The sequence below is a fragment of the Cupriavidus sp. H19C3 genome (assembly GCF_049393815.1).
Taxonomy (GTDB): Bacteria; Pseudomonadota; Gammaproteobacteria; order Burkholderiales; family Burkholderiaceae; genus Cupriavidus.
This window is the reverse complement of sequence record NZ_CP184985.1, coordinates 125,901-152,650: the sequence shown is the minus strand read 5'-3', so window position 1 is coordinate 152,650 and position 26,750 is coordinate 125,901. Positions and strand designations below refer to the sequence as shown.

Genomic DNA, 26,750 nt, shown 5'->3' with positions numbered 1-26,750 from the left:
GTAACGTGGATCGACCTGGAGAAACGTGTCGAAGCGTTGTGGCTTTGTGGCAGATCGAAACGGCGTGCGTATCAACGCCACCCCGACGGGCCCCCCAACGGCCACCCCAACGGCCACCCCGGCGTACTGTTCCCGTTCAGCGGATGCCGCGCCGCCACCGCCAGGCTGCCAGCCAGCAGCACCCGCCATGCCGTCAGCGCGGCGCCATCGTCCCCGCGAAGGTCGCCAGCCGCGGCAGTGCCGCCACGGAATTGGCCCACATGGCGGGCGCCAGGTCGTCGAGCGCGATGTCGCGCAATGCCGCCAGCGCGCGTGCCACGCCGGCCACCTCACCCGGCGTATTGCGCGCCTTGTGCTGTTCGCCGAACTGGCCATCGGACAGCCACGACGGCGCGATATCGGGCGCGTCGGTTTCCAGCACGATCGCCTCCAGCGGCAGGTCCGCGGCCAGCCGCCGGATCTGCCGCGCGCGCTCGAACGTCATGTTGCCGCCGAAGCCAAGCTTCATGCCATGCGCGACAAAACGCCGCGCCTGCTCATGGCTGCCATTGAATGCATGGGCAATGCCCTGGCGCACGCCCACGCGACGCAACTGCGCATAGACCTGATCCTGCGACTTGCGCACATGCAGCAGCACCGGCAGATCGAACTCGCGCGCGATCTTCAGTTGCTCGGCATAGAGCCAGGTCTGATGCGCGGCATCGAGCCCCGGCACAAAGAAGTCGAGCCCGATCTCGCCGATCGCCACCAGGCGCGGGTCGTCGATCGAGGCCGCCACCTCGCGGCGCAGCGCATCGAGGTCGGCCTGCCCTGCGCCCGGCGTGCACAGCGGATGAATGCCAAGCGCGTAGACGCAGCGCGCATCGCCATGCGCGAGCGCACGCACCGCCGCGAAGTTGGACACCGCCACCGCCGGCAACACGATGCCCGATACGCCCGCACGCGCGGCGGCATCGGTCACCTCGGCGCGATCGCCATCGAACTCGCTCGCATCCAGGTGGCAGTGGGTGTCGATCCACATGGCCAGCTCAGCGTTCGCGATGCAGATGCCCGTCGCGCAAACGCAGCACGCGGTCGCAACGGCCCGCCAGGTCGAGGTCGTGCGTGACGATGACAAAACTGGTGCCCAGCGTGCGCGACAGTTCGAGCATCAGGTCATAGACGCCGCCGGCGGTATGGTCGTCGAGATTACCGGTCGGCTCATCCGCCAGCACGCAGGCCGGCGATCCCACCAGCGCCCGCGCGATCGCCACCCGCTGACGCTCGCCTCCAGACAGCTCGCCGGGCCGGTGCTTCGAGCGCTGTCCCAGCCCCACGCGCTCCAGCATGGCCTGCGCCGCCGCGCGCGCCGCGCCCTCGTCGAGGCCACGAATGCGCATCGGCATCGCCACGTTATCGAGCGCGGTGAATTCAGGCAGCAGGTGATGGAACTGGTAGACGAAGCCCAGCGCGCGGTTGCGCACCTCGTTGCGTTCGCGTTCGCGCAGCGCCGTGAACGGCTTGCCCTGCAGCGCCACGCGACCCGAGTCGGGATTGTCGAGACCGCCCAGCACATGCAGCAGCGTACTCTTGCCCGAGCCCGAGGCACCCACGATGGCCACCTTCTCGCCGGCGTCGATGCGCACATCCACGCCGCGCAGCACCTCGACATCGAGCCCGCCCTGGCGGAACCGCTTGGTCAGGCCCTCGGCCACCAGCACCGGCGTGCCGGTCACGTTCGGCACATCGGTCGCGTTCGGCACATCGTGCAGCACGGTCGTCTCACTCATAGCGCAGGGCCTCCGCCGGGTTCACGCGGGCCGCACGCCAGCTCGGATAGATGGTGGCCAGCGTCGCCAGCACAAAGGAGATGATGCCGATGGTGGCGATATCGTTCACACGCGGATCCGATGGCAGTTCACTGATGAAATAGATGTCCTTGGGCAGGAATTGCACGTGCAGCAGCCGCTCGATGAACGGCACGATCACGTCGATGTTGGTCGCAATCAGCGTGCCGCCCAGCACGCCGAGCAACGTGCCGATAAAGCCGATCGCCACGCCCTGCACGATAAAGATCTTCATGATCGACCGCGGTTGCGCGCCCATGGTGCGCAGAATGGCGATATCGGCCTGCTTGTCGGTAACGGTCATCACCAGCGTCGACACCAGGTTGAACGCCGCCACCGCGATGATCAGCGTGAGGATGATGAACATCATGCGCTTCTCGGTCTGCACCGCCGCGAACCAGTTGCGGTTCTGCTTGGACCAGTCACGCAGGTAGAGGTCGCCGGTCATCGTGCCGGCCAGCTCCTCGGCCACCTGCGGCGCGCGCTGCATGTCGGTCAGCTTGAGCCGCACGCCGGTGGGGCCGGCCTGCCGGAACAGCGTCTCGGCGTCCCGGATATTGATCAGTGCCAGCGCGCTGTCGAATTCGTAATGCCCCGAAGAGAAGATGCCGGCCACGGTGAACTGCTTGAGGCGTGGCAGCACCCCGGCCGGAGTGATGGTGCCCTGCGGCGCCACCAGCGTCACCTTGTCGCCCACGCGCACGCCCATGGCGGCGGCCAGCTCGCTGCCGAGCGCGATATCGAAGCCGCCCGGCACCAGCGCCTGCATGCCGCCGGCGCTGAACTCCTTGTCGAGATCGGAAACCTTGGGCTCCTCGGCGGGGTCCACCCCGCGCAGCAGCACGCCACGCACGGTTTCCTCGCGCGTCAGCAACGCCTGCGCCGCCACATACGGCGCGGCGCCGATCACCTCCTTGTTGCGCATGGCTTCGGCGGCGGTCTTGCGCCAGTCCGGCAGCGGCCCGGGCGCGATCACCTCGATATGCGCCAGCACCGACAGCATGCGGTCGCGCACTTCCTTCTGGAAGCCGTTCATCACCGACAGCACCACGATCAGCGCGGCCACGCCGAGCGCGATGCCCAGCATCGAGATCATCGAGATGAACGAAATGAACGTATTGCGGCTGGCGCGCTTGCTCGCGCGGGTATAACGCCAGCCGATCTGCCACTCGTAGGGAAAGTTCAAGAGGAGTCCTGTTGAGTCTCGGAAACGGCGCCGGACGGGGGTTCGAACCGTCCGGACAGCCGGGAGTTTACAATCTCGGCCACCATGATGACGCACCTGACCCTGATTGTCCCTTTTTCGGTCCCGCCGGGCGCCGGCGGCGAGGATAGTGCCGACGACGTCGTCGCCAGCGCCCTGCTGCGCCAGTTGGAGCTGCCGGCGCTCGGAAAGTTGCTGACCCGGGGCAGCCCGGGCCCGCGCGAGCGCCACGACGATCCCTGGCTGCGCACCCTGCCGCACGAGCGCTGGCTCGCCGGGCGGGCCGGACTACCGACCGAACGGGTGCCGACCGCGCCTTATATGCGCATGGCCGACCGCGGCGAGGTGGACACCGGGCAGGCCTGGGCCTGCCTGCAGCCCGTCCATATCCACGCCGCGCGCGATCATCTGGTTCTGATGCACCCCGACCAGCTCGATATCCGCCCCGAGGAAGCGAGCGCCTTGCTGGCCGCCATCGACGAGCTGCTGCGCGATGCCGGCATCGCGCTGGACGCCCCCACCCCGGCGCGCTGGTATCTGCCCGAGGCCACCTTCGGCCCGCTGGAGGCCACCACTCCGCTGCGCGCGACCGGCCGCAATATCGATATCTGGCTGCAGGCCGGCGCGCGCGCGCGCGACTGGCGGCGCCTGCAGAACGAGATCCAGATGACGTGGCACGACCATCCGGTCAACCAGGCGCGCGAGGCGCAGGGCCGGCTGGCGATCAACTCGGTCTGGCTTCATGGCGGCGGCAGCGCGCAGGCCGTCACCCCGCTGGCCGATACCGTCTTCGGCGACGACCCGTTCCTCGCCGGCCTGGCCCTCGCCGGCAACAGTCGCCGGGCACCGCAACCGCGCCAGCATGCCGAGCTGGAAGCGGCCACGGGCAGCGCGCTGGCCCTGCTCGACGATGCCGCCGAGGCACATATCGCGGCCGACTGGCATGCCTGGCTCGAACGCATGCACCGGCTCGACGCCGCCTGGTTCGCCCCGGCCCAGGCCGCGCTCGCGGCCGGACGCCTGCAGGCCCTGACGCTGGTGCTGGCCGGCGAACATCATTTCGCCGAATTCACGGTGCGCCCCGGCGACCTGCGCAAGTTCTGGCGCGGCATGGGCGCGCGCGGCGACTGGCGTGCGCTGCTCTCCAACCTGGCCATGACGGCCTGATCCCACGCTCAAGCCATCCATGACCCGACATCCATGACCCGGATCGCCGTTCGCTCCTACTCCGCCTCGCACGCCGACACCCTGGCCGCCGCCGGGCTCCATCCCACGCTCGCGCGCATCCTGTCCGCGCGCGGCGTGCTCCATCCGGACGAGCTCGTCACGGAGCTGGCCGTGCTGACACCGCCCACCGCGATGAAGGGCATTGCCCACGCGGCCGAATACCTCGCCGACGCCATCGGCGCGCGCCGCAAGCTGCTGATCGTGGCCGATTACGACTGCGATGGCGCCACCGCCTGCGCGGTAGGCGTGCGCGGCCTGCGCATGCTGGGCGCGCAGGTGGACTACATCGTGCCCAACCGCTTCGAATACGGCTATGGCCTGACGCCCGAGATCGTCGACCTGGCCGCGCGCCAGCAGCCGGACGTGATCGTGACCGTCGACAACGGCATCGCCAGCGTCGACGGCGTGGCCGCGGCCAATGCGCGCGGCATCGACGTGGTGGTGACCGACCACCACCTGCCCGGCCCGGTGCTGCCGGACGCCGCGGTCATCGTCAATCCGAACCAGCCAGGCTGCGGCTTTCCGAGCAAGAACCTGGCGGGCGTGGGGGTGATGTTCTACGTGCTGCTGGCGGTGCGCGCGGAATTACGCCGGCGCGGTGTGTTCACCCAGGCGACCCAGCCCAGGCTGCAGAGCCTGCTCGACCTCGTGGCGCTCGGCACCGTGGCCGACGTGGTCAAGCTCGACGCCAACAACCGCGTGCTGGTGGCGCAGGGCTTGCGCCAGATGCGCGCGGGCCAGATGCATGCCGGCGTGGCGGCGCTGTTCCGCGCGGCCGGCCGCGATGCCACGCGCGCCAACACCTTCGATCTCGGCTTCGGCCTCGGGCCGCGCCTGAACGCCGCCGGCCGGCTGGCCGACATGTCGCTCGGCATCGAATGCCTGCTTACCGACGATCACAACCGCGCATGGGACATCGCGCAGGAACTCGACGGCATGAACCGCGAGCGCCGCGACATCGAGGCCGGCATGCAGCAGGAAGCGCTGAAGCTGCTGGAAGCTCCGCTCGACGGCCTCGACCCGGGCGCGCGCTACACCGTGAGTGTGTTCAACGATACGTGGCACCAGGGCGTGATCGGCATCGTCGCCTCGCGGCTCAAGGAGAAATTCCACCGCCCGACCATCACCTTCGCCCCCGGCGACGACGTGCATATCAAGGGCTCGGGACGCTCGATTCCGGGCTTCCACCTGCGCGATGCGCTCGACCTGGTGTCGAAGCGGCATCCGGGCCTGCTGGTCAAGTTTGGCGGGCACGCCATGGCGGCGGGGCTCACGTTGCGCGCCGACCAGTTCGAGACCTTCCTGTCGGCATTCGAGGCCGTGGGCCGCGAATGGCTGACCCAGGACCAGCTCGCGCGGGTAGTGGAAACCGATGGCGATATCGGCGAGGAATGCTTCAGCCCCGAGTTCGTCACGCTGCTGGAACAGCAGGTCTGGGGCCAGGGCTTTCCGGCGCCCACCTTCAGCGGGGAGTTCGACGTGCTGCGCCAGACCGTGCTCAAGGGCAAGCATCTCAAGCTGCAGCTCGGGCGCGGCAGCCAGCGCTTTGACGCGATCTGGTTCAACCATGCGGAGGCGCTCGACGGTGCCAGCGCCACGGTCGCCTACCGGCTCGACAACAACACCTTCAACGGCGTCACGCGCGTGCAGCTCGTGATCGAGCACGCGCAGTAGCGACATCCCGCCCGCGCCGGCACTCGCGCTCGCACCGGGTACGCAGCCACCCATATCGCGCACCGGCACAACGCGTTCGCACAACGCGTCCGCACAACGCGTCCGCACAACGCATCCGCACTACGCATCCGCACCGCGCGCCGCCCGCCCCGCGGCGCGGGCGCGCGCCGGTCAGCCGTGCGCGGGCAGGTAGCGCAGCGGGTCCACCGGCGTGGTGCCGCCGCGCACCTCGAAGTGCAGTTCCGCGTCCGCGCCCATCGTCCCGATATCCTGCCCGGCCGCGACCTGCGCGTTCTCCTTGACCAGCGGTTTGTCGAGATTGCCATAGACGGTCAGCCAGTCGTCGTTGTGCTTGACGATCACGAGCATGCCGTAGCCGCGCATGTTGCCCACGTGAATGGCCCAGCCCGACGCTGCCGCCCGCACCTTGCCGCCCGCCGGCACCGCGATGCGGATGCCCTTTTCGCCCGGCGGCGCAAAGCGTCCCGTGATGCGGCCCTCGGCCGGCCACTGCAGGCGGATGGTGCTGGTCGGCACCTTGCCCTGCGGCAATTGCGGGGTCCGTTCGGCCCGTTCCGGCGTGCGCGCGGGCCGCTCGGCGGCGGCCGCGGTGGCGCCGGCCGGCCGCACGCGGATCAGCTGGCCAACCTCGATCTGGTCGGGACTGGCCAGGTTGTTCCAGCGCGCGAGTTCCGCCACGGAACGCCGATGGCGCCGCGCGATCGAGTACAGCGTGTCGCCGCGCTCGACGCGATAGAACCCGTCCGGCGCGGGATCGGCACTGCCGGTGGTGCCGCACGCGGCCAATGCCGCCGCCAGCGCGGTGGCCCCCAGCGCGGCCAGCGTGCGCCGGCGCACCCGGGCCGGCTGCGGCGCGGCATGCGGATCGGTCTGGCGCGAATCGGTCTGGTGCGGATCGGTCTGGTGCGGATCGGTCTCGCGCGGATGAGTGGGCTGCAATGCGTGATGGATCGCCGTCATGCGTCTGTGCTTTCCTCCTGGTATCGGGGCATATTGTCGCCGATGTGGCGCGCCCGCCTCCGGCTGTGACCGTGGCATGCGGCCAACGTTCGGCCCGCACGCCGGCGCATCCGGCGCCCGCCGGCCCGTCGACGGCACAATCTGACCGGAGCCGGGGCCGCCGATCCGCTATAATTCCCGGTTTTGGAAGCGCAGGTAAATCATGGAAGCAGAACGCCTCAACGCCATCTCCGGTGCCATCTCCGATCTCCGTTCGCGAACGGCAGATCTACGGAGGTATCTTTGACTACGATGTCAAGGTAGGACGCCTCGACGAAGTCAACGGCTTGCTGGAAGACCCCGACGTCTGGAACAACCCCAAGCGGGCCCAGGACCTCGGCAAGGAAAAGAAGACCCTGGAGGGCGTGGTCGGTGTGCTCGGCAAGCTGACCGACGACCTCAACGGTGCCGACGAGCTGTTCGAGCTCGCGCGCGAGGAAGGTGACGACGACACGCTCGAAGCCATCGAGACCGACGTCAAGGGCTTCGAGGACATCGTCGCGGACATGGAATTCCGCCGCATGTTCTCTGGCGAGATGGACCAGGCCAACGCGTTCATCGACATCCAGGCCGGCGCCGGCGGTACCGAGGCGTGCGACTGGGCCTCGATGCTGCTGCGCCAGTACCTCAAGTACTGCGAGCGCAAGGGCTTCAAGGCCGAAGTGCTGGAGGAATCCGAGGGCGACGTGGCCGGCATCAAGAGCGCCACGATCAAGATCGAGGGCGAATACGCGTTTGGCTATCTGCGCACGGAAACCGGTGTGCACCGCCTCGTGCGCAAGTCGCCGTTCGACTCGTCGGGCGGCCGCCATACGTCGTTCTCGTCGGTATTCGTCTACCCCGAGGTGGACGATTCGTTCGAGGTCGAGGTCAACCCGGCGGACCTGCGCGTGGACACGTACCGCGCCTCGGGCGCGGGCGGCCAGCACATCAACAAGACCGATTCGGCCGTGCGGATCACGCACATCCCGACCGGCATCGTCGTGCAGTGCCAGAACGACCGCTCGCAGCACCGCAACCGCGCGGAAGCGATGTCGATGCTGAAGTCGCGCCTGTACGAGCACGAGATGCGCAAGCGCCAGGCCGAAGCCGACAAGCTCGAATCGACCAAGACCGACGTGGGCTGGGGCCACCAGATCCGCTCGTACGTGCTGGACCAGAGCCGCATCAAGGACCTCCGCACCAATGTGGAAATGTCCAATACGCAGAAGGTTCTGGACGGCGATCTCGATCCGTTCATCGAGGCCAGCCTCAAGCAGGGCCTGTAAGCAGACCGTACTGGCGCTCGCCGCCAGTCAGCACGGCCGCTCCGCGAGCCAGCGGAGCGGCACCAAGACCAACGACAGCATCGACGAGAAATCCGGGGGATTTCATGAGCGCAGCCAAACACCTGTATATCGTGACCGGCGCCTCGCGCGGCCTGGGCGCGGCCCTGACCCGCGCGCTGCTCGCGCCGGGTAACCGCGTGGTCTGCGTGGCCCGCAGCCGCAATCCGGAGATGGAGGCGGAAGCCACCGCCAGCGGCGTGCCGGTAGCCTGGCATCTGCAGGACCTGTCGCAACCGGGCGCGGCCGCGGGCTGGCTGGCCAGCGTGCTGGACGCGGTGGACGAAGCCCCGGCCAGCGTCACGCTGATCCTCAACGCCGGCGTGGTCGAGCCCATCGGGCCGATCACCCAGCTGCACGAAACCACCCTGGTGCCCCATCTGCTGACCAACCTGGCCACGCCGATGACGATGACCGGCGCGTTCATCGAACACACCGCGCGCTTCGACTGCCCGCGCAAGGTGCTGGCGATCTCGTCCGGGGCCGCGCGCAATCCGGTCCAGGGCTGGAGCGCGTACTGCGCCGGCAAGGCCGCGCTCGACATGTTCGTCCGCTCGATCAACGCCGAGTTCGGCAGCCTGGCCGCGCCGCGCACGCTGCGCGCGGTGGCGCTGGCCCCGGGCGTGGTCGACACCGGCATGCAGGAAACCATCCGCGGCGCGGACTTTGCTGACGTGGCACGCTTCCGCGACCTCAAGGCGAACGACAAGCTCGCCTCGCCCGACGACACCGCGCGCCGCATCGTCGCCTATCTGGCCCGTCCGGATTTCGGCACGACCGAAATCGACGACATCCGCAATTATTGAACCCATCATGACTGAACCGACGCGCGCGAATGCCGCCCCATCTGCCGCCGCAACTGCCGGCACATCTGCCGGTGACGCACCGGCCGTAGACGAGAACAAGATCATCGCGGAGCGGCGCGAGAAACTGCAGGCCCTGCGCCAGCAAGGCGTCGCCTTCCCCAACGATTTCCGCCCCACGCACCAGGCCGCCGCGCTGCACGCGCAATATGGCGAGGCCGACCAGGCCGCGCTCGAGGCCGCACCCGTGGAAGTGGCCATCGCCGGCCGCATGATGCTCAAGCGCGTGATGGGCAAGGCCAGCTTTGCCACCGTGCAGGACGGCAGCGGGCAGATCCAGTTCTACATCACGCGCGACAAGGTGGGTGAGGACGTCTACGCCGCGTTCAAGCATTGGGACCTCGGCGACATCGTCAGCGCGCGCGGCGAACTGTTCCGCACCAACAAGGGCGAGCTGTCGGTGCAGGTGCGCGAGCTGCGCCTGCTGTCGAAGTCGCTGCGGCCGTTGCCGGACAAGTTCCATGGCCTGGCCGACCAGGAGATGAAATACCGCCAGCGCTACGTGGACCTGATCGTCTCGCCCGAGACGCGCGCCACGTTCCGCGCGCGTACCGACGCGATCGCGTCGCTGCGCCGCCATATGGCCGATGCCGGCTTCATGGAGGTGGAAACGCCGATGCTGCATCCCATTCCGGGCGGCGCCGCGGCCAAGCCGTTCATCACGCACCACAACGCGCTGGACATGCAGATGTTCATGCGCATCGCGCCCGAGCTCTACCTCAAGCGCCTGATCGTCGGCGGCTTCGAGCGCGTGTTCGAAATCAACCGCAACTTCCGCAACGAAGGGGTGAGCCCACGCCACAACCCCGAGTTCACGATGATGGAGTTCTACGCGGCCTACACGGATTACCGCTGGCTGATGGACTTCACCGAAAACCTGATCCGCCAGGCCGCGATCGACGCGCGCGGCAGTGCGGTGGTGACCTACCAGGGCCGCGAACTCGACCTGGCCAAGCCGTTCCATCGCCTGACCATTACGCAGGCGATCCAGAAGTTCGCGCCGCAGTACACCGACGCACAACTGGCCGACGCCGATTTCCTGCGTACCGAGCTCAAGAAGTTCGGCGTCAACACCAGCGCGCCGCAGTTCCTCAATGCGGGTCTGGGCACGCTGCAGCTCGTGCTGTTCGAGGAAACCGCCGAGAGCCAGCTGTGGGAGCCGACCTTCATCATCGACTACCCGGTCGAGGTGTCGCCGCTCGCGCGCGCCTCGGACACCGTGCCCGGCATCACCGAGCGCTTCGAACTGTTTATCACCGGCCGCGAGATCGCCAACGGCTTCTCGGAGCTCAACGACGCCGAGGATCAGGCCGAACGCTTCCGCAAGCAGGTCGAGCAGAAGGATGCCGGTGACGAGGAGGCGATGTACTTCGACGCCGACTATATCCGCGCGCTCGAATACGGCATGCCGCCCACGGGCGGTTGCGGTATCGGCATCGACCGCCTGGTGATGCTGCTGACCGATAGCCCCAATATCCGCGACGTCATCCTGTTCCCGCACCTGCGCCGCGAGGACTGATGGATCGGGCGCCTCTTCCGCACGGGAGAGGCGCCGCCTTCCGGCTTCCCTTCCTTATTCCCCTCCCCCTGCACCGGCCGCAACGCGCCGCCGATGCGTCTCCGCCCCGCGCCGCACGGCCTGCCCACACCGCGTACGCGGTTGCCGTTGCAGCCGCAGAATTTGTTACAGCCACCCCTGTCGGACACTTGCGGACATCGCCGTAAATGACTGATTCCACGGCGTTTTTCGGCCTACACATTCTTACAAAATCCAACGGCATTCGGGGCGGCGTTGCGCCAAACTAGGTGCATCAGTCCGGCGGTTCCCGTACCGGCCGGTTGCCTCAGGAGAACAAGAATGCAGAGCCCGTCCACGTCTCCCACCACGTCGACCACTACGTCAACTACGCCGTCACAAACCTCGCAAACCCCCGCTCCCTCCGCGCTGCCGCCGCAGCGCAGGCTGCATCCGCTGATCGGCGCGGCCGCGGTGGCCGTGGTAGTGGCGAGCCTGACCGCCGTGGCCGCGGTGACCGGCGTGCTACCGCTCAGCAAGGCCAATCAGGGCGACGCGCTGTCGATGTCAACGCCACCGGCCGCCACGGCTTACCAGAACGACAATACGAGCCCGCCGCCGGGCTCGACCACGCGTCCGCCCGCTTACGGCCAGGAAGGCCAACAGGCCTCCCGCCAGGCGGCCAATACCGCGCCGCCGCCGGAGCGCGCCGAACGGCCCGCCCCAGCCGCCAGGCCCAGCCATACCGCCGGTCGCGTGACGGCCGTTACGCCGATCCAGAGCGAGAAGCCGACCAGTGGCCTTGGCGCGCTGGGCGGCGCAGTGGTCGGCGGTCTGCTCGGCAACCAGATTGGCCGCGGCAACGGCCGCATCCTGGGCACCGTGGCCGGCGCCGCAGCGGGCGGGTATGCCGGCAATACGGTCGAGAAGCACGTCAACAAGGACACCCAGTACCGCGTGAGCGTGCAGATGGACGACGGTACGCACCGCACCTTCACCTATCAGCAGGCGCCGGGCGTCGAGGTGGGTCAGCGCGTGCATATGGAGCGGGGCGTGCTGGTGACCGGCTGATCGAGGTCACCACAAAGACAAAGGGCGCACCGTTTCCGGTGCGCCCTTTTTGTTGTCGCCCTTTTTGTTGTCGCCCGTTTTGTTGTCGCCCGCATACCGCTGAGCGGGCGCGGCGACATGTCTTATTCCGCTTCTTCGATCCAGGCCTGCTGGATGGCCTCCAGGATCTTCTCGCCCGAGCGATCCGGCAAATCGTCGAAGCCATCCAGCGCCATGACCCACTGGTGCAGGTCCGTAAAGCGGATCGTGGCGGGATCCACGTCGGGGTACTTGTCGTACAGGGCCGACGCGATGTCGTAGGTGTCAGTCCATTTCATTGAGGGGCTCCGTGGGGATCCGAGGGGCTTAGTGCCCTTCCTTGGCGTGGTTGATCGTGTATTTCGGAATCTCGATGGTCAGGTCCTCGTCCGCGACGATCGCCTGGCACGAGAGCCGCGAATTCGGCTCCAGCCCCCAGGCCTTGTCGAGCAGATCTTCTTCCTTCTCCTCGGCTTCGTTGAGCGAATCGAAGCCCTCGCGCACGATCACGTGGCAGGTCGTGCAGGCGCACGACTTCTCGCACGCATGCTCGATCTCGATACCGTTGGCGAGCAAGGCATCGCATACGCTGATACCGGGCTTGGCTTCGATCACGGTCCCTTCGGGACAGTATTCGACGTGGGGCAAAACGATGATCTGTGGCATGTTCTTCCTGAGATGATTCTGTCGTGAGCCGCGGCCGGGTTCAGCCGATCTCCTGCACCTTGCGGCCGGCCAGCGCGCTCTTGATCGAACGGTCCATGCGCCGCGCGGCAAATTCGTCGGTGCCATGCGAGAGCGCATCCACCGCGGCCTTGATGGCGCGATGGTCGTCGCCAGCGGCAACCGTGCGCACCTTGGCGATCAGCGCTTCCACCGCGGCCCGCTCGTCGCCGTCGAGCAGCGCTCCATCGGCCTCCAGCGCGCGCGTGGTCGCCTCGACCAGGCGCTCGGCCTCCACGCGTTCCTCGGCCAGCGCGCGGCTCTTCATGTCCTGCTCAGCCTCGCGGAAGCTCTCCTGCAGCATGCGCGCGATATCGTCATCGGCCAGCCCGTAGGACGGCTTGACCGAGACCGATGCCTCCACGCCCGATCCCATCTCGCGCGCCGACACCGACAGCAACCCGTCCGCATCGACCTGGTATGTCACGCGAATGCGCGCGGCACCGGCCACCATCGGCGGAATGCCGCGCAGCTCGAAGCGCGCCAGGGAGCGGCAGTCGCTGGCCAGCTCGCGCTCGCCCTGCAGCACGTGGATCGCCATCGCGGTCTGGCCGTCCTTGAACGTGGTGAACTCCTGCGCGCGCGCGACCGGAATCGTGCTGTTGCGCGGGATGATCTTCTCGACCAGGCCGCCCATCGTTTCCACGCCCAGCGAGAGCGGAATCACGTCGAGCAGCAGCCAGTCCTCGCCCGGCGCATGATTGCCGGCGAGCAGATTGGCCTGCATGGCCGCGCCCAGCGCGACCACCTTGTCCGGATCGAGATTGGTCAGCGGGGTCTGGCCAAAATAGTCGCCCACGGCCTTGCGGATCGCCGGCATGCGCGTGGCGCCGCCCACCAGCACCACGCCCTTGACGTCCTCGGGCGTCACGCCGGCGTCGCGCAGTGCCTTGCGCACCGGCGCCAGGGTCTTCTGCACCAGGTGCGCGGTCATGGCGTTGAACGCCTCGCCCGTCAGCGTCAGATGCACGATCTCGCCCGTGGACAGCACCGCGTCGATCACCGTGCTATCGGCTTCCGACAGCGCCTCCTTGGCCGCGCGCGCGCGCACCATCAGCAGGCGCATGTCCTCGGCGGACAGCGGTTGCAGCCCCGCCTGCTCGACGATCCAGCACATCAGGCGCTGGTCGAAGTCGTCGCCGCCCAGCGCGGAGTCACCGCCGGTCGACATCACCTCGAACACGCCCTTGGTGAGCTTGAGCACCGAGATATCGAAGGTGCCGCCACCGAGGTCGTAGACCGCGTAGATGCCTTCGGCCGCGTTGTCCAGGCCATAGGCGATGGCCGCCGCGGTCGGCTCGTTAAGCAGCCGCAGCACTTCCAGGCCGGCCAGCTGGGCCGCGTCCTTGGTCGCCTGCCGCTGGGCGTCGTCGAAGTACGCGGGCACCGTGATCACGGCGCCGACGAGGTCGTCGCCGAGCGAGTCCTCGGCGCGCTGGCGCAGCGTGGCCAGGATTTCCGCCGATACCTCGACCGGGCTCTTCACGCCGGCAGCGGTCTTGATCTGCACCATGCCCGGTGCATCGACAAAGTCGTACGGGCTGTGCTCGATATTGGCCACGTCGCGCAGACCGCGCCCCATGAACCGCTTGACCGAGACGATCGTGTTCTTGGGATCGCGCACCGCTTCTTCCTGCGCGCGGTAGCCGATATGCGCGGTGCGGTCGGGCAGATAGCGCACCACCGACGGCAGCAGCGGACGGCCGCGATCATCGGACAGGACTTCGGGAATGCTGTGGCGCACGGCGGCCACGAGTGAATTGGTGGTGCCGAGGTCGATCCCCACGGCCAGCCGGCGTTGATGCGGGGCCGGCGACATGCCGGGTTCGGAAATCTGGAGCAGTGCCATGGTGTTTCTTCGCGTTTATGTCGCAGCGCGCACGGTCGGCGCCGGCGCCCTACTCTTCGAGCCGATCGATCGCCTCGCTGGCGTCGTGTTCGATCTTCTCGATAAACATCAGTTGTCGCGCCGCGGCGCCGGCGGATGCATCGCCGTCCGCGTCGCCCTGGTCGAGCAGCGCGCCGAGCGCCGCGTGGCGCTCGCGCTTTTCCTGGCGCAGATCGCGCAGCAGGCCATCGAGCCGGTCGGCATCGCGGGCTTCCACGGCATCCTGCAGGGCTTCGCGCCACTCCATCTGCTGCATCAGGAAGTCCGGCGCCATCGCGGTATTGCTCTCGGCCTCGATATCCACGCCACGCAGGTGCAGGAGGTAGATTGCGCGCTTGAGCGGCTGGCGCAGCGTGCGGTACGCCTCGTTGGCGCGCGCCGCCCACTGCATGGCCACGCGGCGCTCGGCATCGCCGGCGTTGGCAAAGCGGTCCGGATGCGCCTGCGACTGGACCGTTCGATAGGCAGCGTCGAGCGCGGCCTCGTCCACCTCATAGCGGGCCGGCAGGCCAAACAGCGTGAAGTAATCGTCCTTCAAAGCGCTTCCTTCAAAAGCTTCCCCAACAAAAAGGAGCGGTCGTGCCGCCCCTTCGTCCCGCTGGCGCCGCTGCCTGCGCAGCGCGTCGCGCGGATATCGTTCAGACCCGGAACGATTCGCCGCAGCCGCACTCGTCCTTCACGTTCGGGTTGTTGAAGCGGAACCCTTCGTTCAGCCCTTCGCGCGCGAAATCGAGTTCGGTGCCGTCGATATACGGCAGGCTCTTCGGATCGACGATCACCTTGATGCCGTGCGTCTCGAACACCTGGTCCTCGGGCAGCAGTTCATCCACATACTCGAGCTTGTACGCCAGGCCCGAGCAGCCCGTGGTCTTCACGCCCAGGCGCAGGCCCACACCCTTGCCGCGGCGTTCGAGGTAGCGTGCGACGTGTTTCGCCGCCTTTTCGGTCATCGTGATCATCGTTGCCCTGCCATGTTTCTGCGGTTTGGTTCGACTGGCCTTGCGTCAGGCTCAGGCAGCCTGCTGCGCAGCACCCGCGTGCTTCTTCTTGTAATCCTCGACCGCCGCCTTGATGGCGTCCTCGGCCAGGATCGAGCAGTGGATCTTCACCGGCGGCAGCGCCAGTTCCTCGGCGATCTGCGTGTTCTTGATCTCGAGCGCCTGATCGACGGTCTTGCCCTTGACCCATTCGGTCACCAGCGACGACGAGGCGATCGCCGAGCCGCAACCGTAGGTCTTGAACTTGGCGTCTTCGATCACGCCGGCCTCGTTCACCTTGATCTGCAGCTTCATCACGTCGCCGCAGGCCGGAGCGCCGACCATGCCGGTGCCCACCGCGTCGTCGTTCTTGTCGAACGAACCGACGTTGCGCGGATTTTCGTAGTGGTCCAGAACCTTGTTGCTGTAAGACATGTTGGCTACCTCTTGCTTATCTCTTTATGGGGAGTGTTCTTGTTGCGTGGTCCGTCGTCAGTGCGCGGCCCACTGGATCGAGTTCAGGTCGACGCCGTCCTTGAACATCTCCCACAGCGGCGACAGGTCGCGGAGCTTGCCGATCTTGTTCTTCAGCAGATCCACGGTGAAGTCGATTTCCTGCTCGGTGGTAAAGCGACCCACCGTAAAGCGGATGGAGCTGTGCGCCAGTTCATCGTTGCGACCCAGCGCCCGCAGCACGTACGACGGCTCCAGCGATGCCGAGGTGCAGGCCGAACCCGACGATACCGCCACGTCCTTGATGGCCATGATCAGCGACTCGCCTTCGACGAAGTTGAAGCTGATGTTCAGGTTGTGCGGCACGCGATGTTCCATCGAGCCGTTCAGGTACACCTCTTCCATGCCCGACAGACCGTTCCACAGGCGGTCGCGCAGCATGCGGATACGTTCGTTCTCGGTCGCCATTTCCTCGCGTGCCAGGCGGAACGCCTCACCCATACCGACGATCTGGTGCGTGGCCAGCGTGCCCGAGCGCATGCCGCGCTCGTGGCCACCGCCGTGCATCTGCGCTTCCAGGCGCACGCGCGGCTTGCGGCGGACGTAGAGCGCGCCGATGCCCTTGGGGCCATAGGTCTTGTGGGCCGAGAACGACATCAGGTCGCACTTCAGCGTGCTCAGGTCGATCATCACCTTGCCGGTCGCCTGCGCGGCGTCGCAATGGAAGATGATGCCCTTTTCGCGGCAGATCGCGCCGATCTGCTCGACGTCCTGGATGACGCCGATCTCGTTGTTCACCAGCATCACCGACACCAGGATCGTGTCCGGGCGCAGCGCCTGCCTGAACACGTCCATGTCGATCAGGCCGTCGTCCTTCACGTCCAGATAGGTCACCTCGAAGCCCTGGCGCTCCAGCTCGCGCGTGGTGTCCAGCACGGCCTTGTGCTCGGTCTTCACGGTGATGATGTGCTTGCCCTTGCCCGAGTAGAAATGCGCTGCGCCCTTGATGGCGAGGTTGTTCGACTCGGTGGCGCCCGATGTCCACACGATTTCGCGCGGATCGGCACCGACCAGCGCGGCCACCTGTTCACGCGCCTCTTCCACGGCGCGCTCGGCGTCCCAGCCGTACGCATGGCTGCGCGACGCGGGATTGCCGAACTGCTCGCGCAGGTACGGAATCATCTTGTCCGCCACGCGCGGGTCCACCGGCGTGGTGGCCGAGTAATCCATGTAGATGGGGAAATGTGGGGTGCTCATCGTTATGACTGCCTTATAGGGACCGCTAATCGATTGCGCTTATCGATAGTTTATAACAACTTCTGGCGACGCGTCAGGACTGCGCCAGACTGAAGACCGAGTTCACGACGCGCGCGCGCGCCGGCTTTTCCTGCTTGTCCGCCTTGCCGCGGTTCACCGCCACCGGCTGCTCGGCGACGGCCGCATCCTCGCGCATGTCGTGCAGCACGGCGGGCTGCTTGGCGCGCTGCTGGTCGACGAGGTTCTTGAGGGATACGGAATCGAGGTATTCGACCATCTTCTGATTGAGGGTCGCCCACAGCTCGTGGGTCATGCAGCGGCCGCCCGCGCCTTCATCGCCATGGCAGTTGCCCTTGCCGCCGCACTGGGTGGCATCGAGCGGTTCGTCGACGGCGATGATGATGTCCGCTACCGTCACGTCCTCGGCCTTGCGGGCAAGGCTGTAGCCGCCGCCCGGGCCGCGCACGCTTTCCACGATCTCGTGGCGGCGCAGCTTGCCAAAGAGCTGCTCGAGGTAGGAGAGGGAAATTTTCTGGCGCTGGCTGATGCCGGCCAGCGTAACGGGACCCTGGTCCTGGCGCATGGCCAGGTCGATCATGGCGGTCACCGCGAAACGGCCTTTTGTCGTGAGTCTCATGATGCTCAGGGATGGAATACTTGATCGTTTCGGTCGAGTATAAATTTTCCCGACTAATTTAGTCAAGTAACCCTACCGCGCTGCATCATATTGCGCGGCCCCGCACGCGGCCGGCGGAAATGTGCTAGACCGCCCGCGGTGGCTGGCCGAGCCGCTGCCGCAGCATCGCCACCAGTCCGTCGCAGGCGTCTTCGACATAGTCGAGCACGCGCTCGAAGCCATCCCCTTCCCCCGTAGTACGGATCGGGGACCTCGTCGACGCGATGACGCCGCGCAAAGCTCATCAGCAAGCGCAGCCGCGCGTCGTCGACTTCCGGATGCAGGCGCCGCAGCGCTGCCAGGTTGGCATGATCCATCGCCAGCACCAGATCGAAGCGCGCGAAGTCGCCAGCCACCACCTGGCGCGCCCGCAGCGCCGACAGGTCGTACCCGCGCCGCAGCGCATGCCGCTGGCTGCGCGCATCCGGCGGACGCCCCACGTGATAGTCGTGGGTCCCGGCGGAATCGAGTTCCACCACGCCGTCCAGGCCTGCCTCGATCAGCTTCGCCCGCAACACGCCTTCCGCGGTCGGCGAACGGCAGATGTTGCCCATGCAGCATAGAAGTATCGCGAATGTCTTCATCTTCGGCATGCTACCCGATGCAAGCCATCCGATCCGCCGCACGTCCCGCGCGTCGCCCTGGCCGGGCGCGGCTCACACCTGCGCCGCCAGCGCCTTGCCGCGCGCAAAGCCAGCGGCTTCGGCTTCCTCGGGAGATCTGAAGTGATCCGTGATCGCCGAGGTCTCGGTCATCGTGCTGGCGGCACGGATATTGGTGCCTGCGCGGCAGACGCGAACCGTGTACTCCCATTCGTTCTGTGACCGGGGTTTCACCAGCACCTGGATCTCGTGCGTCTCGAAAACCCTCTTCTTCCATTCACTGCGATAGGCCATGACCTTGTCTCCTGTCGGGCCGGCGGTCCCTTGGCCGGGGATCAGCTCACCTCGCCGGCATCTATGGTTCGCATCGCGGCAGCTTCCGCCAGCGCCAGTGCCGCCTCAGGGGTTGGCGCGGCGCCGGTCTCGGTCTCGTAGGTCGGGCCGCGGGACTCGCCGAACGCGTCGGCAATCTGCACCACGCCGGCGTAGCCGCCGCTGGCATGGGGAATGGCCCTGACCACGACCGCGTAACCACCATATTCGAATTGCGTCACCATGGGGCGCTCCAGGCTCGTGATTCGGGCTCCTCACCCTCCACTATAGGCTCCCGCGGCCGGATCGGCAGCGCGCTACAGATGGTCCCCCTCCGCGCCGGCACCGAACACCTGGGCACGCAGCTTGGCAAGCTGGTCGCGCACCTGGGCGGCCTTTTCGAACTCGAGGTTCCTGGCGTGATCGAGCATCTGCTTCTCCAGACGCTTGATTTCCTTGGCCACCTGTTTCTCGCTCATGTCCTCGTACCTGGCCCGCTCGGCCGCGGCGGAAAGCTCGGCCTTGACCTCGTCGGGATCGTAGACGCCGTCGATGATGTCCTTGATCCGCTTGACCACGCCGCGCGGCGTGATGCCGTTGGCCTCGTTGAAGGCCATCTGCTTGGCGCGACGCCGCTCGGTCTCGCCGATGGCGATGCGCATCGAGTCGGTCATGCGGTCGGCATAGAGGATGGCGGTGCCATTGACGTTACGCGCGGCGCGGCCGATGGTCTGGATCAGCGAGCGTTCGGCGCGCAGGAAGCCTTCCTTGTCGGCATCGAGGATTGCCACCAGCGACACCTCGGGAATATCCAGGCCCTCGCGCAGCAGGTTGATGCCCACCAGCACGTCGAAGGTGCCGAGCCGCAGGTCGCGGATGATTTCCACGCGCTCGACGGTATCGATGTCCGAATGCAGGTAGCGCACCTTGATGCCGTTCTCGGACAGGAACTCGGTGAGCTGCTCGGCCATGCGCTTGGTCAGCGTGGTGACCAGCACGCGCTCGTTCGACTTGAGCCGGATATGGATCTCCGACAGCAGGTCGTCCACCTGCGAGCTGGCCGGCCGCACGTGGATGATGGGGTCGACCAGGCCGGTGGGACGCACCACCTGCTCGACCACCTGATCGGCATGATCGCGCTCGAACTGCGCCGGCGTGGCCGAGACGAACACCACCTGGCGCATCTTGCGCTGGAACTCGTCGAACTTGAGCGGGCGGTTGTCGAGCGCCGACGGCAGCCGGAAACCGTATTCCACCAGCGTGGTCTTGCGCGCCCGGTCGCCGTTGTACATGCCGTTGAGCTGACCGATCAGCACGTGCGATTCGTCGAGGAACATCAACGCATCCGCCGGCAGATAGTCCACCAGCGTCGGCGGCGGCTCGCCCGGCGCGGCGCCCGACAGGTGGCGCGAATAGTTCTCGATGCCCTTGCAGAAGCCAAGCTCGGACAGCATTTCGAGGTCGAAGCGGGTGCGCTGCTCTAATCGCTGCGCCTCCACCAGGCGGTTTTCCTTGTAGAAGAAGTCGAGCCGCTCGCGCAATTCAAGCTTGATGTTCTCGATCGCGCGCAGCACGGTGTCGCGCGGCGTCACGTAATGGCTCGACGGGTAGACCGTGAAGCGCGGGATCTTCTGGCGCACGCGGCCGGTGAGCGGATCGAAGAACTGCAGCGTGTCCACCTCGTCGTCGAACAGCTCGACGCGCACCGCCATCTCCGCATGCTCGGCGGGGAAGATGTCGAGCGTGTCGCCACGCACGCGGAAAGTGCCGCGCTGGAAGTCGCTCTCGTTGCGCGTGTACTGCATCGCGATCAGCCGCGTGATGATGTCGCGCTGGCTGATCTTGTCGCCGCTTCGCAGCGTCAGGATCATCTGGTGGTATTCGCTCGGATTACCGATACCGTAGATGGCCGACACCGTCGCCACGATGATGGTGTCGCGCCGCTCGAGCAGGCTCTTGGTGGCCGACAGCCGCATCTGCTCGATATGCTCGTTGATCGACGAGTCCTTCTCGATGAACAGGTCGCGCTGCGGCACGTAGGCTTCGGGCTGGTAGTAGTCGTAGTAGCTGACGAAGTACTCCACCGCATTGCGCGGGAAGAACTCGCGGAACTCCGAATACAGCTGCGCCGCGAGGGTCTTGTTGGGCGCGAAGACGATGGCCGGCCGCCCCATGCGGGCGATCACGTTGGCCATCGTGAAGGTCTTGCCCGAGCCGGTCACCCCCAGCAGGGTCTGGAACGAGAGGCCGTCGCCGATACCCTCGGTCAGTTGCCGGATCGCTTCCGGCTGGTCGCCCGCCGGCGGATAGGGCTGATACAGCTGGAACGGGGAGCCCGGATACGAGACGAACTTGCTTTCGTCCAGAACCGGGGCGGCTTCGGCGAGATTCGACATAGGGTAGGGAAAAACCTCAGAAATACGGGCGGATACGCTAGAATCTTGGGGTTGCGCGGACCAGTTCAAGGCGGTGGGTCGGTCACTCCTGCGAGACCACGGCAGACCTGGTCGGATTGCGGATGGTCGCCAGGGATAATCGCCAGGGTCGCCAAGGATTGTCGCCAGAGTAACCTGCGTCACTGTCAGGTTCTGTCAGTAGGCGGCACCCAAGGCAGGAAAGACACCCAGGGCGCCCAAAGCACCAAAAGAGCACCGAAAGAGCACCGAAAGAGCACCAAGGGCCGTCAGTAAATGTTCCGCCGCAGCCAGCGCAGTCCGAAGCATTCTACGCCCTCCGTTTTGATACACAGCTGACCACGAGATCCCAAATGAGTTTGTTTTCTGCCGTCGAGATGGCCCCGCGCGACCCGATCCTGGGCCTGAATGAAGCTTTCAACGCCGATACCCGCGCCACCAAGGTGAACCTGGGCGTGGGCGTGTACTTCACCGACGAAGGGAAAATTCCGCTGCTGCGCGCCGTGCAGGAAGCCGAAAAGGCACGCCTGACCACCGCCACGCCGCGTGGCTACCTGCCGATCGAGGGCATTGCCGCCTATGACCAGGCCGTGCAGACGCTGCTCTTCGGCAAGACCTCGCCGCTGATCGCCGACGGCCGCGTTGTGACCGCTCAGGCACTTGGCGGTACCGGCGCCCTGAAGATCGGCGCCGACTTTCTCAAGCGTCTCTACCCGGACGCCAAGGTCGCCATCAGCGACCCGAGCTGGGAAAACCATCGCGCGCTGTTCGAAGCCGCGGGCTTCCCGGTGGTGAACTATGCCTACTACGATGCCGCCAGCCATGGCCTGAACTTCGCCGGCATGGTGGAATCGCTGAAGTCCTACCCGGCCAACACCATCGTGGTGCTGCACGCGTGCTGCCACAACCCGACCGGCGTGGACCTGTCGGCCGACCAGTGGAAGCAGGTGGTGGAGCTGGTGAAGTCGCGCAACCTGATCCCGTTCCTCGACATGGCCTACCAGGGCTTTGCCGAGGGCATCGAGCCTGACGGCGCCGCCGTGCGCCTGTTTGCCGAATCGGGCCTGCCCTTTTTTGTCTCCAGCTCGTTCTCGAAGAGCTTCTCGCTGTACGGCGAGCGCGTGGGCGCACTGTCGATCGTCACGACCAGCAAGGAAGAAGCGCAGCGCGTGATGTCCCAGGTCAAGCGCGTGATTCGCACCAACTACTCCAACCCGCCGACGCACGGCGGCACGGTGGTCGCCACCGTGCTGAACAGCCCCGAGCTGCGCGCGATGTGGGAGGCCGAGCTGGCCGAAATGCGCGACCGCATCAAGCTGATGCGCCACGCACTGGTGGACAAGCTGGCCGCCAAGGGCGTGCCGGGCGACTTTTCGTTCGTGAAGGCGCAACGCGGCATGTTCTCGTACTCGGGCCTGACCTCGGACCAGGTGGACCGCCTGCGCAACGAGCACGGCATCTACGCCGTGAGCACGGGCCGTATCTGCGTGGCGGCGCTGAACAGCCGCAACATCGACGCGGTGGTCAACGCCATCGCTGCGGTGTACTAAACACCCGCCAGCGCACACCGGCGCTGACGCTGAAAAGCAACACACGCCGCCGCCGGTCCGACGCTGGCGGCAGGGCGATACAAGGCGACCTGGGGGAAACCCCTTGTCGCCTTTTTTTCATGCCGACGAAAACTTTTCATGCCGACGAAAACGGGCGAAGGACGCCTGGAAGGCGCTTAGCGGTCGAAGGACGCCTGGAAGGCGCTTAGCGGTCGAAGGACGCCTGGAAGGCGCTTAGCGGTCGAAGGACGCCTGGAAGGCGCTTAGCGGTCGAAGGACGCCTGGAAGGCGCTTCGGGCGCACTTTGGCCGCTTCCGCCGCCGTTGTAGGACACCATCATCCAGATTTAACGCCTTTGTCTTATTGTGCTTTCCGCATGAGAAAGTAACTTGCAGTTATATGCTGCAAAGCACGATCCATTCATTGCGGGCATAATTGTTGGCGGCTCATATCCGCCGACAACTCGGCAAGACAGGTACAGGTATCCGGCATGCTTTATCAACTGCACGAGTTCCAGCGCTCACTGCTGCACCCGCTCACCGCGTGGGCCCAGGCGACCGCCAAGACGTTCACGAACCCACTGAGCCCGCTCTCGCTCGTGCCAGGCGCGCCGCGCCTGGCCGCCGGCTATGAACTGCTCTACCGCCTCGGCAAGGAATACGAAAAGCCCGACTTCGACATCAAGTCGGTGCGCTCCAACGGCCGCGACATCCCGATCGTGGAGCAGACCGTGCTGGAAAAGCCGTTCTGCAAGCTGATCCGCTTCAAACGCTACGCCGACGATCCGGCCACCATCAAGCTGCTCAAGGACGAGCCGGTGGTGCTGGTGTGCGCGCCCCTGTCGGGCCACCACTCCACGCTGCTGCGCGACACGGTGCGCACCTTGCTGCAGGACCACAAGGTCTATGTGACGGACTGGGTCGATGCGCGCATGGTGCCGGTCGAGCATGGCGCGTTCCATCTGTCCGACTACATCTATTACATCCAGGAGTTCATCCGCCATATCGGCGCCGAGGACCTCCACGTGATCTCGGTCTGTCAGCCCACCGTGCCGGTGCTCGCCGCGATTTCGCTGATGGCTTCGGCCGGCGAGAAGACGCCGCGCACGATGACGATGATGGGTGGTCCGATCGACGCGCGCAAGAGCCCCACCGCCGTCAACTCGCTCGCCACCAACAAGTCGTACGAGTGGTTCGAGAACAACGTCATCTACACCGTGCCGGCCAATTACCCGGGGCATGGCCGCCGGGTGTATCCGGGCTTCCTGCAGCATGCGGGGTTTGTCGCGATGAACCCGGACCGCCACCTGTCCTCGCATTACGACTACTACCTGAGCCTGGTCGAGGGCGACGCGGACGATGCCGAGGCCCACGTGCGCTTCTACGATGAATACAACGCGGTGCTGGACATGGCCGCGGAGTATTACCTCGACACCATCCGTGAAGTGTTCCAGGAATTCCGCCTGGCCAATGGCACGTGGGAAATCGATGGCGATCCGGTGCGTCCGCAGGACATCAAGGGCACCGCGCTGCTGACCATCGAGGGCGAATTCGACGATATCTCCGGCGCCGGGCAGACCGCTGCCGCGCACGACCTGTGCGAAGGCATTCCGAAAACGCGCAAGCACCATCTGACCGCGCCCAAGTGTGGGCACTACGGGATCTTCTCGGGCCGCCGCTGGCGCGAGAACATCTACCCGGAGCTGCGCGACTTTATCCGCAAGTACCGCTGATTGCATGGTTCGCGCCAAAGCAGAACGCCCGCATGCGCGGGCGTTCTGCTTTGCGGCTGGCGGGCCTCAGGTCCGGGTGAGGTAGCAGAGCAGCATGTCGAGATGGAGCCCGGCAAAGCGCTCGTGCTCTTCCTGCGTGGCGATATCGCGGCCGATCACCGCGCTGATGGTATAGCGGTTGGACAGGACGTAGTAGCCGAGCGCGGAAATGGTCAGATAGAACTGCGACACGTCGATGTTGTCGCGGAACACGCCCTGCTTCTGGCCCCGGCGAATGATGTCCGCCAGCACATCGACGATCGGGTTGATGAGCTGATGCAGTTGCGAGGACTTTTTCAGGTGCCGCGCCTCGTGCAGGTTCTCGCTATTGACGAGGCGGATGAACTCGGGATGCTGGTAATACCAGTCCCACACGAAACGCGCGAGCGTGCGTACCGCGGCCACCGGGTCTTCATCAACGATATGCAGACGCTCCTCGGCCGCGCGAAACTCCGCGTACTGCTTCTCAAGCACCGCCAGGAACAGGCCTTCCTTGCTGCCGTAGTAGTAATACAGCATGCGTTCGTTGGTCTCGGCCCGGCGCGCGATCTGGTCGACACGGGCGCCAGCCAGACCGCCCTTGGCGAATTCTTCGGTGGCGGCCGCAAGAATGCGCCGGCGCGTTCCTTCTGGATCCCGCTTGGTTCTTGGCTCGTTTGACATGGGTTCCGGGTCGGTCGTTGCGGCGGATTATGGCACAGGAAAAGCGGCATATCCCCCATCGGGAGGGACCCGCGCATGATCGCCGTTTCTGCGCGCGACCGAAATCGGGGATAATCCTTGCCGCGCCGCACGCACCGAAGTCCGCAGAGTCCGCGCGCGCCCGCGTGGAGGCCACGCGATGGCACCGCGCTGGCACCGCGCTGGCACCTTGATGCTGCCGAACACCGCGCGCAAACCCTACAGATATCCCGCGAATACCAGTCTCTCCCGTTGTGAATCCGTCCGACTCCGCCCTTGCCGACCGCCTCGAGGCCCTGCTGCCGCAAACCCAATGCACCAAGTGCGGGTTCGACGGCTGCCGCCCCTATGCCGAGGCCATGGCGCGCGGCGATGCCGCCTGCAACCGCTGTCCGCCCGGCGGCGCGGAAGGGATCGTGCGCCTCTCGTCCGCGCTCGGCGTGGCGCCGCAACCGCTCGACCCCGCGCGCGGCGTGGAGCAGCCGCGCGCGGTGGCGCGCATCGACGAGACCCTGTGCATCGGCTGCACGCTGTGCATCCAGGCGTGTCCGGTCGACGCGATCGTGGGTGCGCCCAAGCAGATGCACACCGTGCTGGCGGACTGGTGCACCGGTTGCGATCTCTGCGTGGCGCCCTGCCCCGTCGATTGCATCGCGATGATTCCCGTCACCGGCGCGCGCACGGGGTGGGCCGCGTGGTCGCAGCCCCAGGCCGATGCCGCGCACGACCGCTATGCGGCGCGCCGCGTGCGGCTGGTGCGCGAGCGTGAGGAAAACGACGCGCGCCTCGCGGCGAAGGCGGCCGCCAAGCTCCAGGCACTGCAGGCGGAGCCCGTGCAGAGCGAGGAAGAACGTGCGGCGCAGGCGCGCAAGCAGGCCATCATCCAGGCCGCCATCGAGCGTGCGCGCCAGAAGCAGGCCGCGGCGGGCACGCGGCCGCGCAATACGGACAATGTCTCGCCGGCCGTGCAGGCGCAGATCGACGCGGCGGAAGCACGCCGCGCACGCGCCGGCCTGACCCCCGCGGCCGGACCGAACGACCCCAGCAAGACATGAAAGCCGACAAGATCCGGGCCATTTTCGAGACCCTGCGGGAAGTCAATCCGACGCCCACGACCGAGCTGGAATACAGCTCGCCGTTCGAATTGCTGATCGCGGTCCTGTTATCGGCGCAGGCGACCGATGTGGGCGTCAACAAGGCCACGCGCCGGCTGTTTCCGGTCGCGCATTCGCCGCAACAGATGCTCGCGCTCGGCGAAGCGGGGCTGATCGACTACATCAAGACCATCGGCCTGTACAAGACCAAGGCCAAACACGTGATGGAGACTTGCCGGATCCTGGTGGAACGCCATGGCGGCAAGGTGCCGCCCGATCGTGCCGCGCTCGAAGCGCTGCCGGGGGTCGGGCGCAAGACCGCTAACGTCGTGCTCAATACCGCGTTCGGGCAACCCACCATCGCGGTGGACACGCACATTTTCCGCGTGTCGAACCGCACCGGCATCGCGCCGGGCAAGAATGTGGATGTGGTCGAGCAGCAGTTGCTGAAGGTGGTGCCCGCCGAGTTCCTGCATGACGCGCACCACTGGCTCATCCTGCATGGGCGCTATGTCTGCAAGGCGCGCAAGCCGGAGTGCTGGCATTGCGCGATCGAACCGCTGTGCGAGTTCCGCGAGAAGACGCCAGCGCCGGCGCAGTAACACTCC

General features: G+C 66.4%; 26 protein-coding genes and 1 pseudogene. 10 read left to right on the top strand and 17 right to left on the bottom strand.

Annotation, left to right across the window (positions count from 1 at the left end; translation table 11 throughout):
* Positions 1-193: 193 nt before the first annotated feature.
* The 3 genes from DFLDMN_RS00680 to DFLDMN_RS00670 are packed head-to-tail and all read right to left on the bottom strand — an operon-like array spanning position 194 to position 3,012.
* A complete protein-coding gene (locus DFLDMN_RS00680) occupies positions 194-1,021 on the bottom strand; it encodes a TatD family hydrolase (RefSeq protein WP_423196618.1) in 828 nt (275 codons plus the stop codon).
* Positions 1,022-1,028: 7 nt separating this feature from the next.
* Complete coding sequence (lolD, locus tag DFLDMN_RS00675; RefSeq protein ID WP_423196617.1) at positions 1,029-1,769, bottom strand: lipoprotein-releasing ABC transporter ATP-binding protein LolD; 741 nt, start codon at positions 1,767-1,769, stop codon at positions 1,029-1,031.
* Positions 1,762-3,012, bottom strand: a complete 1,251-nt coding sequence (locus DFLDMN_RS00670) for a lipoprotein-releasing ABC transporter permease subunit (protein ID WP_423196616.1) — start codon at positions 3,010-3,012, stop codon at positions 1,762-1,764. Before DFLDMN_RS00670 ends, lolD begins: the two co-directional genes overlap by 8 nt.
* 84 nt (positions 3,013-3,096) lie before the next feature.
* Here DFLDMN_RS00670 and DFLDMN_RS00665 point away from each other — a divergent pair, with 84 nt between their 5' ends.
* Positions 3,097-4,197, top strand: a complete 1,101-nt coding sequence (locus DFLDMN_RS00665) for a hypothetical protein (RefSeq protein ID WP_423196615.1) — start codon at positions 3,097-3,099, stop codon at positions 4,195-4,197.
* A 33-nt stretch (positions 4,198-4,230) separates the two neighbouring features.
* The gene (gene recJ, locus DFLDMN_RS00660) at positions 4,231-5,931 is read left to right on the top strand and encodes a single-stranded-DNA-specific exonuclease RecJ (RefSeq protein ID WP_423196614.1); all 1,701 of its coding nucleotides are present in this window, start codon (positions 4,231-4,233) and stop codon (positions 5,929-5,931) included.
* 171 nt (positions 5,932-6,102) lie between these two features.
* On the opposite strand, the gene DFLDMN_RS00655 is transcribed toward recJ, so the two are convergent.
* Positions 6,103-6,912, bottom strand: a complete 810-nt coding sequence (locus tag DFLDMN_RS00655; RefSeq protein WP_423196613.1) for a peptidoglycan DD-metalloendopeptidase family protein — start codon at positions 6,910-6,912, stop codon at positions 6,103-6,105.
* Between the two features lie 202 nt (positions 6,913-7,114).
* Here DFLDMN_RS00655 and prfB point away from each other — a divergent pair.
* The 4 genes from prfB (at position 7,115) to DFLDMN_RS00635 (ending at position 11,726) form a co-directional block, all read left to right on the top strand.
* Positions 7,115-8,219 (top strand): peptide chain release factor 2 gene (gene prfB, locus DFLDMN_RS00650; RefSeq protein ID WP_423196612.1). Its coding sequence is split into 2 segments (ribosomal slippage): positions 7,115-7,195 and positions 7,197-8,219, totalling 1,104 coding nucleotides; the frame shifts between segments, so codons are not numbered across the junction.
* 104 nt (positions 8,220-8,323) lie between these two features.
* Positions 8,324-9,082 carry an SDR family oxidoreductase gene (locus DFLDMN_RS00645; RefSeq protein WP_423196611.1) on the top strand — a complete coding sequence of 253 codons (759 nt, stop codon included), beginning with the start codon at positions 8,324-8,326 and terminating at the stop codon, positions 9,080-9,082.
* 7 nt (positions 9,083-9,089) lie between these two features.
* On the top strand, positions 9,090-10,658 hold the full coding sequence (gene lysS, locus DFLDMN_RS00640; protein ID WP_423196610.1) for a lysine--tRNA ligase: 1,569 nt from the start codon (positions 9,090-9,092) through the stop codon (positions 10,656-10,658).
* 339 nt (positions 10,659-10,997) lie between these two features.
* Positions 10,998-11,726: a glycine zipper 2TM domain-containing protein gene (locus tag DFLDMN_RS00635; RefSeq protein WP_423196608.1), complete on the top strand. Its 729-nt coding sequence runs from the start codon at positions 10,998-11,000 to the stop codon at positions 11,724-11,726.
* Between the two features lie 122 nt (positions 11,727-11,848).
* On the opposite strand, the gene iscX is transcribed toward DFLDMN_RS00635, so the two are convergent.
* The 12 genes and pseudogenes from iscX to uvrB form a co-directional block, all read right to left on the bottom strand.
* Complete coding sequence (gene iscX, locus DFLDMN_RS00630; RefSeq protein ID WP_423196607.1) at positions 11,849-12,043, bottom strand: Fe-S cluster assembly protein IscX; 195 nt, start codon at positions 12,041-12,043, stop codon at positions 11,849-11,851.
* 28 nt (positions 12,044-12,071) lie between these two features.
* On the bottom strand, positions 12,072-12,410 hold the full coding sequence (fdx, locus tag DFLDMN_RS00625) for an ISC system 2Fe-2S type ferredoxin (RefSeq protein WP_423196606.1): 339 nt from the start codon (positions 12,408-12,410) through the stop codon (positions 12,072-12,074).
* 40 nt (positions 12,411-12,450) lie between these two features.
* Positions 12,451-14,316 carry a Fe-S protein assembly chaperone HscA gene (gene hscA, locus DFLDMN_RS00620; protein WP_423196605.1) on the bottom strand — a complete coding sequence of 622 codons (1,866 nt, stop codon included), beginning with the start codon at positions 14,314-14,316 and terminating at the stop codon, positions 12,451-12,453.
* A gap of 49 nt (positions 14,317-14,365) precedes the next feature.
* A complete protein-coding gene (gene hscB / locus DFLDMN_RS00615; protein ID WP_423196604.1) occupies positions 14,366-14,893 on the bottom strand; it encodes a Fe-S protein assembly co-chaperone HscB in 528 nt (175 codons plus the stop codon).
* 100 nt (positions 14,894-14,993) lie between these two features.
* Positions 14,994-15,314 carry an iron-sulfur cluster assembly protein IscA gene (iscA, locus tag DFLDMN_RS00610; protein WP_423196603.1) on the bottom strand — a complete coding sequence of 107 codons (321 nt, stop codon included), beginning with the start codon at positions 15,312-15,314 and terminating at the stop codon, positions 14,994-14,996.
* Positions 15,315-15,365: 51 nt separating this feature from the next.
* Complete coding sequence (iscU, locus tag DFLDMN_RS00605; RefSeq protein WP_423196602.1) at positions 15,366-15,767, bottom strand: Fe-S cluster assembly scaffold IscU; 402 nt, start codon at positions 15,765-15,767, stop codon at positions 15,366-15,368.
* Positions 15,768-15,824: 57 nt separating this feature from the next.
* Positions 15,825-17,048, bottom strand: coding sequence for an IscS subfamily cysteine desulfurase (locus DFLDMN_RS00600; RefSeq protein WP_423198495.1), 1,224 nt, complete (start codon positions 17,046-17,048; stop codon positions 15,825-15,827).
* Positions 17,049-17,115: 67 nt separating this feature from the next.
* A complete protein-coding gene (gene iscR / locus DFLDMN_RS00595; RefSeq protein ID WP_423196601.1) occupies positions 17,116-17,679 on the bottom strand; it encodes a Fe-S cluster assembly transcriptional regulator IscR in 564 nt (187 codons plus the stop codon).
* A gap of 124 nt (positions 17,680-17,803) precedes the next feature.
* A pseudogene (locus tag DFLDMN_RS00590) lies at positions 17,804-18,302 on the bottom strand (low molecular weight protein-tyrosine-phosphatase).
* Positions 18,303-18,374: 72 nt separating this feature from the next.
* Entirely contained in the window at positions 18,375-18,614 is a 240-nt protein-coding gene (locus DFLDMN_RS00585; protein WP_423196600.1) for a hypothetical protein, read from the bottom strand.
* A 41-nt stretch (positions 18,615-18,655) separates the two neighbouring features.
* A complete protein-coding gene (locus tag DFLDMN_RS00580; protein ID WP_423196599.1) occupies positions 18,656-18,877 on the bottom strand; it encodes a hypothetical protein in 222 nt (73 codons plus the stop codon).
* Between the two features lie 72 nt (positions 18,878-18,949).
* Entirely contained in the window at positions 18,950-21,028 is a 2,079-nt protein-coding gene (gene uvrB / locus DFLDMN_RS00575; RefSeq protein ID WP_423196598.1) for an excinuclease ABC subunit UvrB, read from the bottom strand.
* 371 nt (positions 21,029-21,399) lie between these two features.
* On the opposite strand from uvrB, the gene DFLDMN_RS00570 reads away from it, so the two are divergent.
* Complete coding sequence (locus tag DFLDMN_RS00570; RefSeq protein WP_423196597.1) at positions 21,400-22,596, top strand: amino acid aminotransferase; 1,197 nt, start codon at positions 21,400-21,402, stop codon at positions 22,594-22,596.
* A 490-nt stretch (positions 22,597-23,086) separates the two neighbouring features.
* Complete coding sequence (locus DFLDMN_RS00565; RefSeq protein WP_423196596.1) at positions 23,087-24,328, top strand: polyhydroxyalkanoate depolymerase; 1,242 nt, start codon at positions 23,087-23,089, stop codon at positions 24,326-24,328.
* A gap of 66 nt (positions 24,329-24,394) precedes the next feature.
* Here DFLDMN_RS00565 and DFLDMN_RS00560 read toward each other — a convergent pair whose 3' ends face one another.
* Positions 24,395-25,030 (bottom strand): TetR/AcrR family transcriptional regulator, encoded by a 636-nt coding sequence (locus DFLDMN_RS00560; RefSeq protein WP_423196595.1) that lies wholly within the window; start codon positions 25,028-25,030, stop codon positions 24,395-24,397.
* Positions 25,031-25,302: 272 nt separating this feature from the next.
* On the opposite strand from DFLDMN_RS00560, the gene rsxB reads away from it, so the two are divergent.
* A complete protein-coding gene (gene rsxB, locus DFLDMN_RS00555) occupies positions 25,303-26,103 on the top strand; it encodes an electron transport complex subunit RsxB (RefSeq protein WP_423196594.1) in 801 nt (266 codons plus the stop codon).
* Positions 26,100-26,744: an endonuclease III domain-containing protein gene (gene nth / locus DFLDMN_RS00550; protein ID WP_423196593.1), complete on the top strand. Its 645-nt coding sequence runs from the start codon at positions 26,100-26,102 to the stop codon at positions 26,742-26,744. The genes rsxB and nth overlap by 4 nt, the downstream gene beginning before the upstream one ends.
* Positions 26,745-26,750: the final 6 nt, after the last annotated feature.

Bases quoted from the DNA above. Each gene is read 5' to 3' on its own strand.
- DFLDMN_RS00655 (WP_423196613.1), bottom strand. From the start codon at position 6,912: ATGACGGCGATCCATCACGCATTGCAGCCCACTCATCCGCGCGAGACC.
- DFLDMN_RS00680 (WP_423196618.1), bottom strand. From the start codon at position 1,021: ATGTGGATCGACACCCACTGCCACCTGGATGCGAGCGAGTTCGATGGC.
- DFLDMN_RS00565 (WP_423196596.1), top strand. From the start codon at position 23,087: ATGCTTTATCAACTGCACGAGTTCCAGCGCTCACTGCTGCACCCGCTC.
- DFLDMN_RS00645 (WP_423196611.1), top strand. From the start codon at position 8,324: ATGAGCGCAGCCAAACACCTGTATATCGTGACCGGCGCCTCGCGCGGC.
- DFLDMN_RS00570 (WP_423196597.1), top strand. From the start codon at position 21,400: ATGAGTTTGTTTTCTGCCGTCGAGATGGCCCCGCGCGACCCGATCCTG.
- DFLDMN_RS00635 (WP_423196608.1), top strand. From the start codon at position 10,998: ATGCAGAGCCCGTCCACGTCTCCCACCACGTCGACCACTACGTCAACT.
- iscU (WP_423196602.1), bottom strand. From the start codon at position 15,767: ATGTCTTACAGCAACAAGGTTCTGGACCACTACGAAAATCCGCGCAAC.
- fdx (WP_423196606.1), bottom strand. From the start codon at position 12,410: ATGCCACAGATCATCGTTTTGCCCCACGTCGAATACTGTCCCGAAGGG.
- uvrB (WP_423196598.1), bottom strand. From the start codon at position 21,028: ATGTCGAATCTCGCCGAAGCCGCCCCGGTTCTGGACGAAAGCAAGTTC.
- DFLDMN_RS00665 (WP_423196615.1), top strand. From the start codon at position 3,097: ATGATGACGCACCTGACCCTGATTGTCCCTTTTTCGGTCCCGCCGGGC.
- DFLDMN_RS00560 (WP_423196595.1), bottom strand. From the start codon at position 25,030: ATGTCAAACGAGCCAAGAACCAAGCGGGATCCAGAAGGAACGCGCCGG.
- nth (WP_423196593.1), top strand. From the start codon at position 26,100: ATGAAAGCCGACAAGATCCGGGCCATTTTCGAGACCCTGCGGGAAGTC.
- recJ (WP_423196614.1), top strand. From the start codon at position 4,231: ATGACCCGGATCGCCGTTCGCTCCTACTCCGCCTCGCACGCCGACACC.
- lysS (WP_423196610.1), top strand. From the start codon at position 9,090: ATGACTGAACCGACGCGCGCGAATGCCGCCCCATCTGCCGCCGCAACT.
- DFLDMN_RS00580 (WP_423196599.1), bottom strand. From the start codon at position 18,877: ATGGTGACGCAATTCGAATATGGTGGTTACGCGGTCGTGGTCAGGGCC.
- iscX (WP_423196607.1), bottom strand. From the start codon at position 12,043: ATGAAATGGACTGACACCTACGACATCGCGTCGGCCCTGTACGACAAG.
- iscR (WP_423196601.1), bottom strand. From the start codon at position 17,679: ATGAGACTCACGACAAAAGGCCGTTTCGCGGTGACCGCCATGATCGAC.
- lolD (WP_423196617.1), bottom strand. From the start codon at position 1,769: ATGAGTGAGACGACCGTGCTGCACGATGTGCCGAACGCGACCGATGTG.
- hscA (WP_423196605.1), bottom strand. From the start codon at position 14,316: ATGGCACTGCTCCAGATTTCCGAACCCGGCATGTCGCCGGCCCCGCAT.
- iscA (WP_423196603.1), bottom strand. From the start codon at position 15,314: ATGATCACGATGACCGAAAAGGCGGCGAAACACGTCGCACGCTACCTC.
- DFLDMN_RS00585 (WP_423196600.1), bottom strand. From the start codon at position 18,614: ATGGCCTATCGCAGTGAATGGAAGAAGAGGGTTTTCGAGACGCACGAG.